We start from the raw sequence: 4,709 nt of genomic DNA on the forward strand, positions 1-4,709 counted from the left end.
CCCCAGCCATCGTGTCTTTGCCCTTCAAACTTGCTTTCTTTGTCGTTGCAGACGGGTGGACATTGATCGCCAGCGGTCTTGTTCAGAGTTATTACTGAAGCTCATTCGATCGAAGTTCACAAAATGGAAGCCACTTTCCAAAGAATGATAAGGCAAAGGGGTTTCAAAGTTCTAGTGCGCTGGTGCAGAAACAGGATCTAACAAAGTCCGGCCACCGTCGACTGTCAAAATTTGTCCAGTCATGAAACTTGACGCCTCCGACGCCAAATACTGAACAGCTTCAGCCAATTCATGCGGTGCCGCGATACGACCAAGTGGCGTTCTGTCTTCAATCTTTTCGCGGTAATCAGTGTGATCTTTCAGAGTTTCTTTCAAACTCGAACTCATCACAGATCCAAAAGCGACAGCATTTACTCTGATCCGTTCAGGCGCAAGAGCAACCGCTAAAGAGCGGGTCATTTGATCGAGCGCGGCCGTCGAAACCGAATACGCCATAAGTTCAGGGTTCGCACGCCGTGCAGCTATAGAAGAAAGATTTATGATAGACCCCACCGCGCCGTTTTCGCGCCCTTCTGCCTGCTTAATCATTCGGCGAGCCACCAGTTGCGACAAGCGCAAACTTGTCATCAGGTTTTGCTGCATGAGAATAGTCATTGAATCATCATCCGCGTCCAACGGCGACGTTGATAAAATTTGGCGCGACCCGTTAACCAAAATATCAACTGAGTCAAATGCGTCGATTGTGCCTGACAGGAGGTTCGCAATCGTTAATTTTTCGCGCAAATCACCCGAAAAATATCGAATATTGCTGTCCTCTTGCACATCCCCAAGCTCATCGACAAGACGCGTTTCGTCCATATCGGCAAACATTACATTCGCACCACGATCTACAAAGTGTCTCGCAATCGCAAGACCGATACCGTTTGCAGCGCCGGTCACAATTGCTGTTTTGCCATCAAGCGAGAACGACATTTACTATCTCCAAGGAATTAGGCGAATTAAGGGGTATTCTCGTTAACACTTAAATTAACTTACCGCTTCCACGCGTAGCACAATAGACTTTAAATCGACTGGACCGCGCCAAAAGTTCATACTTCTCGAAGTTCTGTTTCAAGGCAGGTTCATAAGGCAAATGTGAATTAGCCACCATGAACAATCGTCCGCCGGGCTTTAGAACTCTGGCCGCAGCTTGAATGAATCCTATCCCCAGCGCGGGTTCTACGCTTCGCGTTGTGTGAAAAGGAGGGTTCATCACAACAGCATCTACTCGCTTAGATGATGTCCAACTTAAGGCATCAGCCCAGTAAAACAGGGCTTTTTCGTCGATTATATTACTGCGAGCGCACTCTAGTGCCACGGCGCTGTCCTCAATCAAATGAAGTCCTGCAATGCCTGAACATCTTTCGAGCAAGCGGTGCGATAGAAAGCCCCATCCCGCCCCTAAATCAGCAATCTGCCCAGATAGGTTGGATGGAACATGCTCGATCAACATTTCAGACGCGGGATCAACGTCATCTGCCGAGAACACGCCCGGCGCTGTAACAAATCCACTTTTGTTTTCTGACGCTTGTGCACGCCATTCAATCAAATGCGTTGCGTCCGCAGAACGCAACCAAATGGTTTTACCATGTCCTTTTGAATAACTGCCAATATTAGGAACATCGCGGGTAATTTGTTTCGCAATGCTTTCAATGCCGTCTGTTTTTTGACCATCTATAATGATCCATCCATTCGGACAGGCTTGGACAGCCTGTGCTATTAGATCCCGCGCTTCGGCCTTTGCACGGGGAATAAAGACGACAGCGTGCTCTATCTCTGCCCCCAGCACTTGGCCCACATTAAGACCAACAACACTCAAGACTTTGCTCACTGCAAAAGAAGAACTGACGCAGCGCAAATCCCAGTCCATCAAACCGTGCAACCGCTCCAGTTCAATTTGGCCGAACACACCGATAGGTCCGCTAAGGGCTGGCAACAGCTCTGCGCTGCGCGCAAGATCCAAACGCGCGTGCTTCATAGCAATTTTATTCTTTTTCCATAGTGCATTGCAAAGGATGCTGGTGACGGCGTGCAAAATCCATCACTTGGCCAACCTTCGTCTCTGCGATTTCGTGACTAAACACGCCAACAACCGCGAGGCCTTTTTTGTGAACTGTCAGCATAATCTCAAACGATTGCGCATGATTCAGCCCGAAGAAGCGCTCAAGGATGAGCACGACAAATTCCATTGGGGTATAGTCGTCGTTCAACAACAGCACTTTATACAGCGGCGGCTTGCGCGTTTCGGGACGCACTTCAACGACGACACTATCATCAGTATCGTCAGCGTTCCCTGCGGCGGTGATCGGCTGAATAATCATAAACGCGTGCGTTTCCTGCTGAGTCTTTTGGTTAAAGATCTATATAACCCCAATTCCCGTATAGAAAAGAGGGCACCGCGCGTTGTTTCTATCAATCGCTTAAAAGTTTGTCTGTCAGTTGCGACCGTTCGCGACAAATACCGCAAGCCCATCAGCCAAGTTATGCGATTTCTTCAACTAAGTTCTTTGACACATTCCTGACACAATGGCTTGTCTAGCGGTCACAATTGCATCAATCGCAATATGTTGCGAAAATTGAATACAAAAATCCAGAAATTCCTTTGTTTTGAATTCTTTATTAATCGAAACTTATGTGCTATAAAAAACGTATAAAAATATAAGTCAGTCGAAAAATCGACGGTATCGAGGCAGTTAAAAGGCAGAAATCGTGAAGGTACGGCACACATCGCCGGCCCGTGTAGGGCTATTGGTAATCTCACTTCTTTGGTTGGTCGTTGCGCTTCCGCTAAGCGTGTCCGCGGCCCCGTATGCAGCGTATGTGATTGACGCACGCTCGGGCGAAGTTTTGCACGCACGAAATGCTGACACGCGCCTGCACCCTGCATCCTTGACCAAAATGATGACACTGTATGTTGCGTTTCAGGCGATTGAAAACGGTGAAATATCGCTCGACACCGGCGTTAAGATTTCTGGCAATGCCGCAGCTGAACAACCCTCCAAACTGGGTCTTCGTTCGGGACAGCGTATCAAGTTTCGTTACCTCATTCGCGCCGCCGCCGTGAAGTCCGCAAATGACGCCGCAACCGCGATTGGTGAGATCCTTGAAGGCTCCGAAGCCGCCTTTGCACGGCGCATGACCCGCACCGCCAAATCACTTGGCATGTCAAAAACCACATTCAAGAACGCACATGGTTTGACCGAGAGCGGCCATCTTTCTACGGCCCGCGATATGACGACGCTTGGACGCCATCTGCTCTATGACTACCCTGACTATTATAACCTTTTCTCACGCCGCACGACCGATGCTGGCGTAAAGACCGTGCCGAACACTAACCGCCGTTTGCTTGCAAACTACAAGGGCGCTGACGGGATCAAAACGGGTTACACGCGCGCTGCAGGTTTCAACCTTGTGGCCTCTGCAGAGCGGGGGAATGAACGTATTATTGCGACGGTTTTTGGTGGTCGCTCTACCACAACGCGTAATGCGCGTGTCGCGGAACTGCTTGATATGGGTTTCAAACGTGCGCCGTCACGTGTCGCGCTGCGCAAACCATCAAAGCCTGTCTATGGCGGGTCTCGCGCCAAGGCCAAAACCATCCGCGTTGTGCGCGCCGTCAAGAAAAGTCCACGCCCAAGAGCGCGGTCGCTTACAGCAGATATTGCACCTGTCTTTGTCTCCTTGAAAGACGACGTGCAACAGGCTTTGGTCGAGGCACAGATCGAAAGTGCGGCCAATGTGCAAGTCACACAGGTTGCCTCAGTCTCTGCAACAGCAGTTTTGCGATCACCCAAGCCGAATGCACGACCAAAGGCATTGCTGCTTGCATCCCTCGCGCAGCCCAAACCTGAACCACGCGCACAACCAGCACCCCAAGTCGTCACCCGCATTTCTACATCGGGAGGGCGTCATTGGGCGATCAACATCGGGCGCTATCCAAACCGATACAAAGCGGAACGCGTTTTGTTGAAAACGGCATTGTCCGAGATGAGCACGCTTGATGGTGCACGACGCTCTGTTTCAAAACGCAAAACAGGGTACGACGCGAACTTTGTCGGATTGACGCGCGAAAGCGCAGACCTTGCTTGTCGTCGCCTACAGGCACGCAACGTTCAATGCTTTACGATTGCGCCAAGTTCTTAAGCCACTTCAAGAACGCTTTTAGCGCTGCGCGTTTGACAGTGTCTAAACGCGTGACCATGTAATACCCATAGTCTTCGTCATCCTCAAAAAGCTTGACCAAGCGCCCACTTTCCAGATCCGACTTTACCCAATTCTGTGCGGTCACAACGATCCCTTGCCCTGTGCGCGCAGCGTCCAATGTAAGGTTCCCAGGTAGCACTGTCACACCGCCCTGCCCCGCGTTCGTGACACCGTGTTTGGCCAACCATAGCGAACTTTCCGACGTTCCCGTCTCTTGCAACAATGGAAACCGCGCAAGATCAGCCAGCGATGTCGGACAATCATCACACACGAATGACGGTGCAGCCACCGCAACGCGCCGCGTCGCGACGAGCAATGTCGCATCTACACCTGACCATCCGCCCTGACCAAAGCGAATCGCGACGTCTGGGCCGTTTGGACCAAGATCAGACACAATCGGATTCGCATCTATGACAATGTTGATTTCGGGGTGTTGCAGCCGAAAATTGGCCAAACAAGCACCAGCC

The 4,709-nt window shown here is 50.7% G+C and carries 5 protein-coding genes and 1 pseudogene; 2 read left to right on the forward strand and 4 right to left on the reverse strand.

The genetic code is table 11. The annotated features are described in order from the left end of the window. Window positions 1-98, forward strand: a pseudogene (locus QZ279_RS01280) (flagellar biosynthetic protein FliP); the annotation flags it as partial. A 73-nt stretch (window positions 99-171) separates the two neighbouring features. Here the strand turns inward: QZ279_RS01280 and QZ279_RS01285 are convergent. The 3 genes from QZ279_RS01285 to clpS are packed head-to-tail and all read right to left on the reverse strand — an operon-like array spanning window position 172 to window position 2,360. Continuing rightward, the gene (locus tag QZ279_RS01285; RefSeq protein ID WP_293447046.1) at window positions 172-972 is read right to left on the reverse strand and encodes an SDR family oxidoreductase; all 801 of its coding nucleotides are present in this window, start codon (window positions 970-972) and stop codon (window positions 172-174) included. A 49-nt stretch (window positions 973-1,021) separates the two neighbouring features. Further along, a complete protein-coding gene (locus QZ279_RS01290) occupies window positions 1,022-2,017 on the reverse strand; it encodes a class I SAM-dependent methyltransferase (protein ID WP_293447047.1) in 996 nt (331 codons plus the stop codon). 7 nt (window positions 2,018-2,024) lie between these two features. Beyond that, window positions 2,025-2,360 carry an ATP-dependent Clp protease adapter ClpS gene (gene clpS, locus QZ279_RS01295; protein WP_293447049.1) on the reverse strand — a complete coding sequence of 112 codons (336 nt, stop codon included), beginning with the start codon at window positions 2,358-2,360 and terminating at the stop codon, window positions 2,025-2,027. Between the two features lie 448 nt (window positions 2,361-2,808). Here clpS and QZ279_RS01300 point away from each other — a divergent pair, with 448 nt between their 5' ends. Continuing rightward, window positions 2,809-4,182: a D-alanyl-D-alanine carboxypeptidase family protein gene (locus tag QZ279_RS01300; protein WP_293447053.1), complete on the forward strand. Its 1,374-nt coding sequence runs from the start codon at window positions 2,809-2,811 to the stop codon at window positions 4,180-4,182. Here the strand turns inward: QZ279_RS01300 and QZ279_RS01305 are convergent. After that, a partial coding sequence (locus QZ279_RS01305) for a LysR substrate-binding domain-containing protein (RefSeq protein WP_293447051.1) occupies window positions 4,160-4,709 on the reverse strand: 550 nt, incomplete at its 5' end. The genes QZ279_RS01300 and QZ279_RS01305 overlap by 23 nt on opposite strands.

Source organism: Planktotalea sp., assembly GCF_018607965.1.
In the GTDB taxonomy this organism is placed as follows: Bacteria; Pseudomonadota; Alphaproteobacteria; order Rhodobacterales; family Rhodobacteraceae; genus Planktotalea.

Excerpts from the sequence above, each read along its gene's own strand:
- QZ279_RS01285 (WP_293447046.1), bottom strand. The coding sequence starts at position 972 with ATGTCGTTCTCGCTTGATGGCAAAACAGCAATTGTGACCGGCGCTGCA.
- clpS (WP_293447049.1), bottom strand. The coding sequence starts at position 2,360 with ATGATTATTCAGCCGATCACCGCCGCAGGGAACGCTGACGATACTGAT.
- QZ279_RS01290 (WP_293447047.1), bottom strand. The coding sequence starts at position 2,017 with ATGAAGCACGCGCGTTTGGATCTTGCGCGCAGCGCAGAGCTGTTGCCA.